Below are 12,595 nucleotides of genomic sequence, written 5' to 3'. Positions count from 1 at the left end.
ACGGGCGTTCGCCTCATGCGCGCGGCCACGAACGGCCTCCCAGGTAGGTCTCCAGCAGCACCGGGGCCAGCGCCGCCGCGTCGGCGGCCACCGCCTCCACCCCACGCCGACGCACCACCAGGTCGCGGAAGGCGCGCAGCCTCGGGTCGTCGGACAGCAGGAAGAACGACACGCGCGATCCCTCCCGCAGGGCCGCGTCCAGCTCGGCCACCGTGACCTCCACCGTGCGCGGACTCGCCGGCCACGAGAACCGGGCGTCGCCGTCCTCCCCCAGATGGGCGGTGGGTTCCCCGTCGGTGACGACGAGGATCCGGTGTGCCAGGCCCGGGTGCCTCCGCCGGTGCCCGCGCGCCAGCCGGAGCGCGTGGTGCAGGTTGGTCCCGGGCACCCGCCCCCAGTCGTGGGCGACCAGCGCCGCCGGGTCGATCTCGTGGGCGACGTCGCCGAACCCCACCCACCGCACCCGGTCCTCGGGGTGCCGTCGCACCAGCGCGTCCAAGGCCAGCGCGGTGCGCGTGGCGGCCTCGTGCAGCGACCGCGTGGTCATGGAGTGGGACAGGTCCACGAGCAACGACACCGCCAGCCCGCCGGTGGGCTCGGTCTCGGCCGACCGCAGATCGTCGGCGCGCAACGCCGTGTCGGTGGGGTCGGACGCCCGGCGCACCATGGCCCGGCGCAACGTGGCGACGGCGTCCAGCGGTCGATCCGACCGGTAGGGGACGTCGTGCCCGGTCGGTTCGCCGCCGGGGCCGCCCTCCCGACCCCCCGGGCGTCGGCCCGGGCGTGGCGCGTCCCGGGCGTCGCGCAGGGCCACCTCGCCCAGACGCCGCAGCTCGCGCGGGCTCAGCCCGTGATCGGCGCGGTCCAGCCGGTCCCACAGTTCCCGGGCCCCGGCGCCCAGGGCGCGGCCGAGCAGGCCGCCGGTCGCGGAGTCCACGGACTCCAACGCGGTCCGGTCGCCCTCCGCGTACCGGGCCACCGCCTTCTCCACCGCGGTGATCGCGTCGTCGGCACCCTCTGCCCCGGCCAACGGTTCGAGGAGTTCGCGGGCGATCGCCACGGCCTCCTCCGGTGGGGGATCGGGCTCGGCCAGGGGGTCGGGTCCGCCCATGTACGCCCGGTACCGGAACCTCACAGGGACTACCTCTCACCAGGAAGCACGACGAACCGTTATGTTCCCGGCTTTCAGAACCGGTAGACCCCTCCGTCGGCAACGATGTCCTTCGACAGACGTCGTTCCAGGTAGAGGCCCTCCAAAGCGAACTCCACCACGGCGGCGGCCAGCCCGGGGGAGGCCGGTCCGTCCTCCTCCTCGGGCGCGGCGGCCGTGATCATCGCCGCCAGCCCGGGCACCGCGCCGATCCGGTTCAGCAGTTCGGCGGCGCCCACCAGGTCGCCGCTCTCGACGGTCCCACCCGCGGAGAACCGGTCGGCGAGCGGGGCCAGGTCGGCCTCACCCAGCCGGGCCCGGAACGTCTCCGCCACGGCCCGGCGCAGCAGTCCCCGCAGGGTCGCCTCACCGTCGTCCTCGTGCCCCATCGCGAACTCGACCTTGCCCAGCAGCGGTTCCACGACGGCGTCCAGGTCGCACACCCGTGCCACCGGCGCCTCCTCGCCCGTCAACGCCGCTCGGCGCAGCGCGGAGGCGGCCACCGTCTCCAGCGCCGACACGGAGAAGCGCACCGACACGCCCGAACGGGCATCGACCTTTTTCGAGCCGCGGACCAGTCGGGCGAAACGGGCGACGGTCTCCCACAGGTGGCCGGGGACGACGGTCCCCTCCGGGATCGCCGCCTCCTGCCGCAGCACGTCCCGTTCGTCGCCGAGGGTCGGCGGGTAGTGGGTGCGCACCTGGGCGCCGAAGCGGTCCTTGAGCGGGGTCACGATGCGCCCCCGGTCGGTGTAGTCGTCGGGGTTGGCGCTGGCCAACAGCACCAGGTCCAGCGGCAGCCGTAGCGCGTACCCGCGGATCTGGAGGTCGCGCTCCTCCAGCACGTTGAACAGCGCCACCTGGGCGCGGGCCGGCAGGTCGGGCAGCTCGTTGACGCAGAACACGCCCCGGTTGGCACGCGGCACCAACCCGTAGTGGACGGTCTCGGGGTCGCCCAGGGAACGCCCCTCGGCGAGACGGGCCGGGTCGATGTCGCCGATGAGCTCGGCCGTCCCGGTATCGGGGGTGGCGAGCTTCTCCCCGTAGCGTTCGTCCCGGTGACGCCACGTCACCGGCAGGCTCCCGCCCTCCTCGGCGGCCCGGCGCACGCAGGTCGGACACACCGGCGCGTAGGGGTGATCGTTCACGGAACATCCGGCGACGGCCGGGGACCACTCGTCCAAAAGGGTGGCGACGGCGCGGATCAGTCGGGTCTTGCCCTGACCGCGCTCGCCGAGCAGCACGACGTCGTGCCCGGCCAACAGGGCCCGTTCCAGCGTGGGCAGCACGGTGTCGTCGAATCCGTGCATCCCGGGGAAGCGGGGCAGACCCGCCGTCATACGGGCCAGGAGGTTCTCCCGGATCTCGACCGCGACGGTGCGGTGCGCGTGTCCGGACCCGCGCAGGGCGTCCAGGGTCCGGGGCAGGGCGGTGGGAGGCGGTGGCGTCACCCTCCAGAACCTATCCCCGACAAGGGTCCGATGGTGGCCGAAGCCGGTCGGAAACGGGCTCCTCGGCCCCTGTGGGGTGGGACAATGACGGAGGGTGGCACCCGCGTTCGGCGGGTCCGGTGACGAGGAGGAGTCCAGCCGGTGGCGCGGTTCGGCGATGCACTGACGACCGGTGCCGATCTGGTGAACGCGGCCGAGCGGGCCGCCCTCGCGGCCCTGTCCCGTCTCGACGGCCCGGCCGACCTGGTGTGCTTCTTCATCTGCGGCGCGGATACCGAGGAGGTCTCCCTGGCCGGGGCCCGGGTGATGGAGTTGGCGGGCGGCGCGGCCACCCTGGGGTGCAGCGCCAACGGGGTCATCGGCGGTGGCCGGTCGGTCGAGGGCCAAGGGTCGGTCAGCGTCTGGTGCGCCCGGCTGACCGGGGTGGAGATCACCCCGTTCCGGCTGGACACCGTGGTCGAGGGAGAGCGGCTCACCGTGGTGGGGATGCGCGAACCCGGTCCGCGCGACCGTGCCGCGATCCTGCTGGTCAATCCCTACGAGTTCCCCGCACGCGAGTTCGTGCGCGAGTCCACCCGCGCGTTCGGCGGGCTGCCCCTGGTCGGCGGCATGGCCGACGGGATGCTCGGTGAGGGTTCGGTCCGGTTGTTCTGTGACGGTTCGGTGGCCGAGAACGGCGCCGTGGGCGTGCTCATCGGCGGCGAGGGCGTGCTGGGCACCCTGGTGAGCCAGGGGTGCCGGCCGATCGGCCCGGCGATGACCGTCACCGGGGCGCGGGACAACGTGGTGGAGGAACTGGCCGGGGTCCCCGCCTACACCCGCCTGGAAGAGCTGCTGGAGGAACTTCCCGACGATGACCGGGAACTGGCGGTGCACGGTCTGCACATCGGCATCGCCATGAACGAGTACGTGGACCACCACGAACAGGGGGACTTCCTCATCCGGTCGTTGACCTCCGCCGATCCCGAGGCGGGCACGCTCAGCGCCGACGACGCGATCGAGGTCGGTCAGACCGTCCGCTTCCAGCTCCGGGACGCGGGCACCGCCGACGAGGACCTGGACCGGCGGCTCACCGACTTCGGGGACCGGCATCCGGTGGGGGCCGGACTGTTGTTCTCCTGCAACGGGCGGGGCGCGGCCCTGTTCCCCCACGCCGATCACGACGTGCTGGCGGTGCGCCGGGTGCTGGGCGCGGAAGCCGTCGCGGGTTTCTTCGCGGCGGGGGAGATCGGTCCGGTCGGCGGGGTCAACCACCTTCACGCGTTCACGGCCTGCCTGCTGGCCTTCTCCTGACGAAACCCCGGGAAACCGGACCTTTGCCGTCGCATCACCAACACTCGGCGCGAGTCGTCTTGAGTGTGCGCATACCAGGGCGCTTACTGAGAGTGAATCTCTTGCTTACTCAGTGTGGTGAACGGGAAGGTCGGTCATGCCCGAAAGACGGTGTGCGCACACGTCGAACCGCGGGGGACGGTGGGCGGTGATGGGGGCGCTGATCCTCCTGCTCCCGGTCGGCCCCCGGCCGGCCCTGGCGGAAACCGGGTGGGTCTCCCAGGAGCTGACCTCCGCCGACCGGATCGGCCTGGTGCTGGACGCCGGATCGCTGCGCGTGGGCGAGGCCGGCGCCGACAACGGCGCCTCGCTGCGCAAGGACCAGGGCGCGCGGGCGGTCGGCCTGGCGACCTTCCCCGAACACCGCCTGGACCGGGCCACCGACACCATCGACGTGCGGGTCGGTTCCGCGGGTGACCCCGAGGACGTCCTGGCCGAGGTGCGCGGTGTCCGCGTCGACGGGATGTGGACCGAATGGCATCCCGCCCCGGAACGCGGAGGCCGCGTCACCCTGTCCGACGACGTGACCCGGGTGCAGCTGCGCGTGGGTATCGACGGGGCCGACACCGCCGTCACCGAACTCGGCGTACGCCTCCCGGAGGGCACCGGCGACATGCCGTCCGCCGGCCTTCCCGACGACCTCGCGCCCCAGCACGGACCCCGGCCCGACGGCGAGGGGGGCGGGGGTGACGAAGGGTCCGGCGAGAACGACGGCGGCGACCCGCCCGAGAGTGGGGTCGGCCAGGGCGACGACATCCCCGAACGGCCCTTCTCGGCCCGTCTGTTCGCCACCCGCATCGGCCTGGTGGGGGGCACCACCGCCAACGGGCACATCATCCGCCCCGACGACCATTTCGTCGCCCTTCCCTCCCGGCGCGGCCTGGCCACGCGGGGCGGCGGCGAGTACACCGTGCGGGTGTGCACCACCGGCGAGCTCGGGCCGGAGGGCAAGGGCGACACCGAGGGGCACACACCCCGCTGCGCCTACCTGCCGGTGTGGGACGTGGGCCCCTGGAACATCACCGACGATCACTGGAACGCCGACCGCCAGTCCTGGCGCGACCTCGACCGGGGGCGTCCCCAGGCCCAGGCGGCCTACGCCCAGGGCCACAACGGCGGGCTGGACGGCTTCGGCCGTCGGGTGCGCAACCCCGCCGGGATCGACCTGGCCGACGGCGCCTTCAACGCGGGGCTCCAACTGCCCACCAACGGATGGGTCCAGGTCGACTACCTGTGGACGGGCGAGTACCGCCACCGCACCGAGATCGGCACGGCCACCCGGCGCGACCCGGTCGTGTTGCGCTCCGGGCCCGGCCCGGAGCACCCCACGGTCGGTCTGGCCGCGCACAAGGCCAACATCGACGTGATCTGCACGGTGACCGGGGCGTCGGCGACCGGCCCACAGGGCACCGACGACACCTGGTACCGGATCGGTGAGGACCACTACGTCCCGGCCGTGTTCGCCGACGGCGGCGGCGACGCCCCCGTCTGCGCCGAGCCGGTCGAGCCGGTCGAGCCTACCGAGCCGGGCGATCCGGTCGAGGCCGCCGGACCGGCGGAGCCGGAGGGCTTCTGAGGCGGCCGGGTCAGGTGCGGACGACGACGGTCCCGGACATGCGGTCGTGCAGCGCCCGGCGTTCCTCGCCCAGGGCCGCCATGCTCTCGATACCGCTGAAGACGTGGCCGACGCAGGGCAGGCACTGGGGCAGGCCGAACACGGCCGCGCGCCCCATGGCCTGGCCCTGGGTGAGCCGTCCGCCGTCCATCCGGACGACCTTGATGCCGAGCATCATCTTGCCGAGGGTGCGGCCCCAGGTGACCAGGTACAGCCAGTCGTAGAAGAACAGCAGCACGCCCCAACCGAACAGGAACAGCCAGGCCCACACCTCGCCCTGGGCGTCGGAACTCTCGTCGTCCCCGGTGATCAGGACGATGACGAGGGCCATGAAGACGAAGAACGCCGCCGCCGCGAACACCACCAGGACGTAATCGATGAGGCGGGCCGACAGGCGCCGGCCGAACGAGGCCCGCTCCGGACCCGACGGAACGGGTCGGGCCGGGGGCGTCGGCCCCCAGGCGCCGACGGGCACCGGGGGAGGCCCCATCGGAGGCGGTCCCACCGGACCCCACCCGCTCCGGGGAGGGCGGGCGCCGTACGCGGGATCGTTCGGGTTCCAGTAAGGGGAGGACATCGACGGATGCTCTTCCTTGTCCGTGGGGTCGGGGGCGCCGGCCGGCGCCCTCAGAGACTACGACGCGCGCAACCCCTCCGGGGATGCGTCACATCCGTTGTCTCCCGCAACAAGCGGTGAGGGGCGGCCGATGCCGCCCCTCACCGCTTTCGACCCCTTGCGGGGATCGACCTACATGCCGCTGTAGGGAACCGCCTCGATGATCTCCACTCCGAGGCTCTTGCCGCTGGGGAGCTGGTAGGAGACCTCCTCGCCGACGGCCTTGCCGTTGATCGCCGAGCCGAGCGGCGACTTCGGGGAGTACACGTCGATCGGGGAGCCGCTCTCCTCACGGGAGGCGAGAAGGAAGGTGACCTCCTCGTCGTCGCCCTCGAACTTGACGGTGACGGTCATGCCGGGACCGACCACGCCCTCCGTTCGCGGGGCCTCGCCGACCCGCGCGGTGCGCAGGATCTCGGTGAGCTGGAGGATGCGGGCCTCCATCTTGCCCTGTTCCTCCTTGGCGGCGTGGTAGCCGCCGTTCTCCTTGAGGTCACCCTCCTCGCGGGCCGCCTCGATCTTCTCCGCGATCTCGATGCGCCCGCTCCCGGTCAGGTGGTCCAGCTCGGCCTTGAGCCGGTCGTACGCCTCCTGGGTGAGCCAGGTGACGTTGTCATCGCGGGTCTGGGTCACGGGAACTCCTTGTGTACTAGTAGCAAAGACCACCAGGCGGCCAGAGCTGAACTTACGAGAATATCACCGTGTGTCATGGCGCACGGTTCCCGAAGATCCGGCTCCGTAGCCCGGACCGGCAGGGTAAGGGGTTCGTCGGTCAGTCCTGCGAACCTTGTTCCCTGCACGAGGCCACTTCTACCGTCGAAGCCTGACGAACCGTCTCAACGGTCGTGGAGACCATGTGGTTCCCCGGCTCGGTCGTCACACTGAGCTGCCCGACCTCCACGAAGCGTTCGTCCAGTGCGCGGATCAGGCACACCGCCCCGTTCCGGCTGTTCACCTCGTAGCTGACGGCGACCTCGCCGGGCGACTTCACCGACGAGGTGATCACCTGGTGGTACACGCCACCGCCCAGACCGGTGTAGCTCATGACGGAGTAGCCCCACCCGACCGCGCACAGGACCGCGAAGATCGCTCCGATGACGAAGAACACCGGGCCGTTGCCGTGGTGTCGCCGCAGGGCGGGCGCGATCTCCTCGTCGGTGACGGCCGCGTCGGCGGCCGGCTCGTCGGCGCTCTTCACGGCGTCTTCCTCCGGGGTGCTGGGCATCGGGAATCTCCGTACAAGGGAACGGTGTTGTCTAAGATATCCCCGACCTGACAACCCTCCCACGCGGCCTGCTCGCAAGTCGCGGATGTGCCGTGATCAGGGGCGTCGGACGGACACGCCCCTGTGTCCGTCGACCGACTCAAGGAGAACCCTTCGTTGTCCGAGCGCCTGCGGCTCATGGCCGTACATGCCCACCCCGATGACGAGTCCAGCAAGGGCGCCGCCACCATGGCGCGTTATGTCGCCGAAGGAGCGGACGTGCTGGTCGTCACCATGACCGGTGGCGAACGCGGTGACATCCTCAACCCCGCGATGGAGCGCCCCGACGTCCGGGAGGACATCGCCGCGGTCCGCCGCCGGGAAATGGAACGGGCCCGCGAGATCCTCGGGGTCCGGCAGGAGTTCGCCGGTTTCGTCGACTCCGGGCTGCCCGAGGGCGACCCGCTGCCGCCGCTGCCGGAGGGCTGCTTCGCCCTCACCCCGGTGGAGGAGGCCGCAGCCCCCCTGGTGGAGTCGATCCGCCGGTTCCGGCCCCACGTGATCCTCACCTACGACGAGAACGGCGGTTACCCCCACCCCGACCACATCATGACCCACAAGGTGTCGATGCACGCCTTCGACACGGCCGGGGACCCTGACGCCCATCCCGACGCCGGAGACCCCTGGCAGCCGCTCAAGCTGTACTACTTCGTCTCCTTCCCGCCCGAGCGGTTCGAGGCGCTCGCCGCGCTCTTGGCCGAGCGGGGGTTGGAGAATCCCTTCGAGGAGTGGATGGAGCGGTTGAAGGACCGCGAACGACCCAGGTGGGAGATCACCACCCGGGTGGAGTGCAGCGAGTACTTCGACGTCGCGGAACGGGCCCTGAAGGCGCACGAGACCCAGGTCGACCCCAACGGGTTCTGGTTCGCCGTGCCCAACGACGTCGTCGCCGGAGCCTGGCCGACCGAGGACTACCACCTGGTGCGGTCCCTGGTGGACACCGAGATCCCCGAGACGGACCTCTTCGCGGGTGTCCGGGACACAGTGAGAGTATGAGTCCATGAACACCCTTCTCGCGTCCGCCGCGGCGAACACCACCACGTTCACCCTGGACAAGTACACGGTGACCCCGGGCGTCCTCGGGTTCCTCGTCATCTTCTTCATCGGCGTGTGCCTGTACCTGCTCATGCGCAGCATGACGAGCAGGCTGAACGCCGTGCGGGGTGTGCGCACCATCGACGAGCCGGTCGACGTCGCGGCGGCCCCGATCCTGATCGAGGCCGACACCCCGCAGGCCCCGAAGAACCCGGCCGACACCGCGGACGGCGAAGCGAAGGCCTGACGGGGTCGGCCCCGCCGCACCCGAGGCGGGGCCGACCCGTCCGGCGTCCCACGACGTCCGCCCGCGCCCGGTGCGGACCGCGGCGGCGGGCCGCACCGGTGGCAGAGTGGGACCATGCCCAACCGTCTGAGCGACGCGACCAGTCCGTACCTTCTACAGCACGCCGACAATCCCGTGGAGTGGTGGCCCTGGGGTGAGGCCGCCTTCGCCGAGGCGCGCCGCCGCGATGTGCCCGTGCTCATCTCCGTGGGGTACGCGGCCTGCCACTGGTGCCATGTCATGGCCCACGAGTCCTTCGAGGACGAGACGACCGCCGCCAGGATGAACGACCTGTTCGTCAACATCAAGGTGGACCGGGAGGAGCGCCCCGACGTCGACGCCGTCTACATGGAGGCCACCCAGGCCATGACGGGCCAGGGCGGGTGGCCGATGACGGTCTTCGCCACTCCCGACGGCGCCCCGTTCTACTGCGGCACCTACTTCCCGCGCGATCACTTCCAGCGGCTGCTGGAGGGCGTTTCCCAGGCCTGGCGGACCAGGCGCGACGAACTCCTCGACCAGGGCCGCCGGGTCGTCGACGCCCTCGGCGCGCCCCGCACCCTGCCCGAGGCGCCGCCGCCGGACGCGACCGTGCTCGACCTGGCGGTGCGGGCGCTGGTGCGGGACTACGACACCGCCGCGGGCGGGTTCGGGGACGCGCCCAAGTTCCCGCCGTCGATGCTGCTGTCGTTCCTGACCGCGCACGACGAGCGGACCCGTCCGCTCCAGAGCGCCGACGAGCCCACCCCGTCGTGGCTCATGGCCGTCGGTACCGCCGACGCCATGGCCCGGGGCGGCGTCTACGACCAGATCGGCGGAGGGTTCGCACGCTATTCGGTCGACCGCGAGTGGATCGTGCCGCACTTCGAGAAGATGCTGTACGACAACGCCCTGCTGTTGCGCGCCTACGCCCGCATGGGCCGCCGACCCGCCGACCCCGGCCCGGCCGGGGAGGCGAACACGGCGCTGCTGCGACGGATCGCCGGGGAGACCGCCGACTGGATGCTGCGGGACCTGCGCACCCCCGAGGGCGGGTTCGCCTCCGCGCTGGACGCCGACAGCGACGGGGAGGAGGGCACCTACTACGTGTGGACGCCGACGCGACTGCGCGAGGTGCTGGGAGAGGAGGACGCCGCCTTCGCCGCCGAGGTGTTCGGCGTCACCGAGGAGGGCACCTTCGAGCACGGTGCCTCGGTGCTGCGCCTGCCGGCGTCACCCGCCGACACGTGGCGGTACGAGCGGGTCCGCGCCGCCCTGCTGGCCGCCCGGGGGGAGCGCACGCCCCCGGCCCGCGACGACAAGGTGGTGGCGGCCTGGAACGGGTTGGCGATTGCGGCCCTGGCCGACGCGGGGATCCTGTTGGACCGTCCGGAATTCGTCGAGGCCGCCCGGGAGACCGCCGAACTGCTGCTCGCCGTGCACCTGCGCGACGGCCGGTTGACCCGCACCTCGCGCGACGGTCGTCCCGGCGGCAACCCCGGGGTGCTGGAGGACTACGCCGACGTCGCCGAGGGGCTGCTCGCCCTGCACGGCGCCACCGGTGAGGCCCGTTACGCGCACACGGCCGGGGAACTGCTGGAGGTCGTCCTGGAGCGCTTCATGGACGAGGACGGCGGGTTCTACGACACCTCCGACGACGCCGAGAAGCTGTTCAGCCGCCCGCAGGACCCCACCGACAACGCCGTCCCCTCGGGGCGCAGCGCCGCCGCGTCGGCGCTGCTGACCTACTCCGCGCTCACGGGCTCCCGCCGTCACAGGGAGGCCGCCGAGCGGGCGCTGGCCCCGGTGGCCCTGCTGGCGGAGAAGGCGCCCCGGTTCGCCGGTTGGGCTCTGGCGGTCGGCGAGGGTCTGCTCAGCGGCCCGTTGGAGGTGGCGATCGTGGGCGATCCCGCCGATCCCGTCACCTCGGAACTGGTGCGCACGGCCCTGACCTGGGCGCCGCTCGGCACCGTGCTGTCCCGGGGCGACGGTCTGGACGACGGGGGAGTGCCGCTGCTGCGCGACCGCGTCCGGTTGGACGGCCGACCCACGGCGTACGTGTGCGAGGGCTTCGTGTGCCGCCTTCCCGTCACCTCTCCGGACGAACTGCGCGCCCTCCTCGCCCGGAAGGTCTAGGGCGTGTTCCGTGCGTGCTCCTTCGCGCCCTCGGGGCGCGAGGGCGTCCACGGGGTTCCGGAGGTCGGCGGAGGAGACGTCCGAGGAACGGGGACGGGACCGCGGGGCGCGGGTCAGCTCAGGACGGTGCGGTCGATGATCTCGTTCACGAGGTCGGGGCGGTAGTCCGGTTGCCGGATCTCCATGTACACCGTGGTGGGCACCCCCGGCTGGTGCACCGCGGCGCTGGTGAAGGACCCGTTGCCGTTGCACTCGGGCCAGTCCCACACGGTGCCCTCCCAGGAGTCGGTGCGGACCTCGCGGCGGTCGGGTGTCCCGGGGCAGGGGTCGGGGTCGGCGACCCGGTCCAGGGCGCGGGAGCCGGGCACCACGGTGGCGTACACACCGTAGGAGGGCACCTCGGTGGAGTGCCAGTCCTCCGTGTCGGTGGCCACGAGCAGGCCCGGCCCGGCCCCGGCCTCGGCCGCGGCCGGCCGGGCCTCCAGGTCGGTGTGGAACTCCTCGGCCCATACCGAGGGCACCCCCATGCGGATGCCCTGCGCCGTGTGGCGCACCGTGGTCAGCGACACCCCCGGGGCGCCGGTCGCCCCGGTGAGCACGCCCATCCCCACGACGGCGGCGGTGACGAGGGCCGCGGCCCGGCGCCACGGCATGCGGTACCGACGCCACCACGGGTCCGCCTTGGTCAGGTCGGGCGCCGTACGGATGGCCCTGACCCGGTCGGTGAAGGTTTTGGCGTCACCGGGGCGACTCTCTCGGTCGACCGAAAGGGCCGACAGGATGAGGTCGTCCAGCTCTCGGGGCAGGCCTGGCCGGATCCGGCCAGGCGGGATCCGCACCGGCGGGCGCGACGGCGGCTTGCCGGTGATGAGCTCATAGGCGACCGCCCCCAGCGAGTACACGTCCGAACGGACGTCCAGGTCGCCACCGGGAATGCTCTGCTCGGGCGACATGTACCCCGGGGTGCCCGCCGCCGCGGTGAACCCGGAGGCCTCGTCGATGGCCTTGGCGAACCCCAGATCGGCGACGAGCACGCGCTGGCCCACCGGGGAGGATTGGAGCAGCACGTTGGAGGGCTTGATGTCCCGGTGGATGGTGCCGTGGTTGTGCAGCACCGTGATGCCCTGGCCGATTTCGGTCAACAGCCGCAGCGCCTCGTCCAGCGGCAGCGGCCCCCGACGGATGAGATCGGCCACGCTTCCCTGGTCGGCGTAGGTCATCACCATGTACGGACGCCCGTCGGCGAGAACGTCCACGTCGTGCACCGCGACCAGCCAGGTGGAGTCGGTCTGGCGCAGGATGCGCGCCTCCTCCAGGAACCGGTGCTGGATGTCCATCTGGTGCGCCCAGTTCTCGGCGAGTACCTTGATGGCCACCGGATAGTTCAGCAGGTCGTCCTGCGCGAGCCAGACGGTGGCGAAGGAGCCGGAACCCAGACGTCGGATGACGCGGTAACGGCCGAAGGCCTCCGGTTGGCTCATTTCCGCCTCGGTCTGTCAGGGGTGAATACGCGGTCGTTGCCCACTAATACACCATCTACACCTTCCCATTGACCCTTGCGGATATGATCCCCTCTCCGGGTAGCGCGGACCACGCCGGGGATGGAAACTGGTGGGTACCCTCACCGGGTTCCCGTCGTCATGAGAATGGTCGTACGGGATGCGAACCCTCTGAACCGGGGGACTCCGTGCCGCGGGGAACCGAGAGGGCGGAAACGAGACGGAGCCGAAG

The 12,595-nt window shown here is 71.9% G+C and carries 11 protein-coding genes; 5 read left to right on the top strand and 6 right to left on the bottom strand.

All coding sequences use genetic code 11. The features are described 5' to 3' along the window. Nucleotides 1–13: 13 nt before the first annotated feature. Nucleotides 14–1,135, bottom strand: a complete 1,122-nt coding sequence (locus RM479_RS05925; protein WP_311510691.1) for a vWA domain-containing protein — start codon at nucleotides 1,133–1,135, stop codon at nucleotides 14–16. 50 nt (nucleotides 1,136–1,185) lie between these two features. Beyond that, nucleotides 1,186–2,601: a sigma 54-interacting transcriptional regulator gene (locus RM479_RS05920; protein ID WP_311510690.1), complete on the bottom strand. Its 1,416-nt coding sequence runs from the start codon at nucleotides 2,599–2,601 to the stop codon at nucleotides 1,186–1,188. A 141-nt stretch (nucleotides 2,602–2,742) separates the two neighbouring features. On the opposite strand from RM479_RS05920, the gene RM479_RS05915 reads away from it, so the two are divergent. Together RM479_RS05915 and RM479_RS05910 are read left to right on the top strand one after the other, a co-directional pair. Continuing rightward, nucleotides 2,743–3,894 carry an FIST signal transduction protein gene (locus RM479_RS05915; RefSeq protein ID WP_311510689.1) on the top strand — a complete coding sequence of 384 codons (1,152 nt, stop codon included), beginning with the start codon at nucleotides 2,743–2,745 and terminating at the stop codon, nucleotides 3,892–3,894. A 190-nt stretch (nucleotides 3,895–4,084) separates the two neighbouring features. Further along, a complete protein-coding gene (locus RM479_RS05910; protein ID WP_311510688.1) occupies nucleotides 4,085–5,509 on the top strand; it encodes a hypothetical protein in 1,425 nt (474 codons plus the stop codon). A gap of 10 nt (nucleotides 5,510–5,519) precedes the next feature. Here RM479_RS05910 and RM479_RS05905 read toward each other — a convergent pair whose 3' ends face one another. The 3 genes from RM479_RS05905 to RM479_RS05895 form a co-directional block, all read right to left on the bottom strand. Beyond that, on the bottom strand, nucleotides 5,520–6,038 hold the full coding sequence (locus tag RM479_RS05905; protein ID WP_311510687.1) for an RDD family protein: 519 nt from the start codon (nucleotides 6,036–6,038) through the stop codon (nucleotides 5,520–5,522). A 258-nt stretch (nucleotides 6,039–6,296) separates the two neighbouring features. Next, complete coding sequence (greA, locus tag RM479_RS05900) at nucleotides 6,297–6,797, bottom strand: transcription elongation factor GreA (protein ID WP_274809332.1); 501 nt, start codon at nucleotides 6,795–6,797, stop codon at nucleotides 6,297–6,299. A 139-nt stretch (nucleotides 6,798–6,936) separates the two neighbouring features. Then, nucleotides 6,937–7,389: a DUF4307 domain-containing protein gene (locus RM479_RS05895; RefSeq protein ID WP_311510686.1), complete on the bottom strand. Its 453-nt coding sequence runs from the start codon at nucleotides 7,387–7,389 to the stop codon at nucleotides 6,937–6,939. Between the two features lie 156 nt (nucleotides 7,390–7,545). Here RM479_RS05895 and mca point away from each other — a divergent pair, with 156 nt between their 5' ends. The 3 genes from mca (at nucleotide 7,546) to RM479_RS05880 (ending at nucleotide 10,864) form a co-directional block, all read left to right on the top strand. Then, nucleotides 7,546–8,424, top strand: a complete 879-nt coding sequence (gene mca, locus RM479_RS05890; protein ID WP_311510685.1) for a mycothiol conjugate amidase Mca — start codon at nucleotides 7,546–7,548, stop codon at nucleotides 8,422–8,424. 4 nt (nucleotides 8,425–8,428) lie between these two features. Further along, nucleotides 8,429–8,710 (top strand): hypothetical protein, encoded by a 282-nt coding sequence (locus RM479_RS05885; protein WP_311510684.1) that lies wholly within the window; start codon nucleotides 8,429–8,431, stop codon nucleotides 8,708–8,710. Nucleotides 8,711–8,824: 114 nt separating this feature from the next. After that, a complete protein-coding gene (locus tag RM479_RS05880) occupies nucleotides 8,825–10,864 on the top strand; it encodes a thioredoxin domain-containing protein (RefSeq protein ID WP_311510683.1) in 2,040 nt (679 codons plus the stop codon). Between the two features lie 113 nt (nucleotides 10,865–10,977). On the opposite strand, the gene RM479_RS05875 is transcribed toward RM479_RS05880, so the two are convergent. Further along, the gene (locus RM479_RS05875) at nucleotides 10,978–12,345 is read right to left on the bottom strand and encodes a serine/threonine-protein kinase (RefSeq protein WP_311510682.1); all 1,368 of its coding nucleotides are present in this window, start codon (nucleotides 12,343–12,345) and stop codon (nucleotides 10,978–10,980) included. Between the last annotated feature and the right edge of the window lie 250 nt (nucleotides 12,346–12,595).

This window comes from Nocardiopsis lambiniae (assembly GCF_031845465.1).
In the GTDB taxonomy this organism is placed as follows: domain Bacteria; phylum Actinomycetota; class Actinomycetes; order Streptosporangiales; family Streptosporangiaceae; genus Nocardiopsis; species Nocardiopsis lambiniae.
This window is presented reverse-complemented; position numbering and strand designations above follow the sequence as displayed.

What these genes read in the sequence shown, in the direction of transcription:
- RM479_RS05885 (WP_311510684.1), top strand. Translation starts at nt 8,429, where the DNA reads ATGAACACCCTTCTCGCGTCCGCCGCGGCGAACACCACCACGTTCACC.
- RM479_RS05905 (WP_311510687.1), bottom strand. Translation starts at nt 6,038, where the DNA reads ATGGGGCCTCCCCCGGTGCCCGTCGGCGCCTGGGGGCCGACGCCCCCG.
- RM479_RS05910 (WP_311510688.1), top strand. Translation starts at nt 4,085, where the DNA reads ATGGGGGCGCTGATCCTCCTGCTCCCGGTCGGCCCCCGGCCGGCCCTG.
- RM479_RS05895 (WP_311510686.1), bottom strand. Translation starts at nt 7,389, where the DNA reads ATGCCCAGCACCCCGGAGGAAGACGCCGTGAAGAGCGCCGACGAGCCG.
- RM479_RS05880 (WP_311510683.1), top strand. Translation starts at nt 8,825, where the DNA reads ATGCCCAACCGTCTGAGCGACGCGACCAGTCCGTACCTTCTACAGCAC.
- RM479_RS05875 (WP_311510682.1), bottom strand. Translation starts at nt 12,345, where the DNA reads ATGAGCCAACCGGAGGCCTTCGGCCGTTACCGCGTCATCCGACGTCTG.